Origin of the sequence: Brucella grignonensis (assembly GCF_002252505.1) — a bacterium.
Taxonomy (GTDB): domain Bacteria; phylum Pseudomonadota; class Alphaproteobacteria; order Rhizobiales; family Rhizobiaceae; genus Brucella; species Brucella grignonensis.
The window spans coordinates 1-359 of the sequence record NZ_NNRL01000041.1; the positions used below are offsets into that span (position 1 = coordinate 1).

A 359-nucleotide genomic window follows, 5' to 3' on the forward strand; every position below is an offset into this window, starting at 1 on the left:
GGTTGAAGGCGTGCAGGCGATCGATGCCTCCGGACCGGCTGCCGCCGCTGCGACACGGGATTACTATAAGGATCGGGGCGTTACCGGGAAGCTGCCGGCGCGCGGCGGTCTCGCTGCGCTCACAACACCTGGAGCCGTCGACGGTTGGCGGCTCGCCCATGAGCGTTTTGGCCGACTCCCTTGGGAAAGCCTGTTTGACGATGCCATCGAATATGCACGGAATGGCGTCGGTATCACGCGCTCCCTCGCTGACTGGCTCGCGACGGACGTGAACATTCTCCAACAGGACCGGCGCATGGCCGAGGTTTTCCTGCCGGACGGCCGACCGCAACGGGAAGGGGCATTGCTTGTGCAGGCGG

Annotated in this window: 1 protein-coding gene; it reads left to right on the forward strand. The window is 65.2% G+C overall.

Features of this window, described 5'->3' with window-relative positions:
* On the forward strand, positions 1–359 hold a 359-nt coding region (locus tag CEV33_RS00630; RefSeq protein ID WP_208620118.1), incomplete at both ends, for a gamma-glutamyltransferase.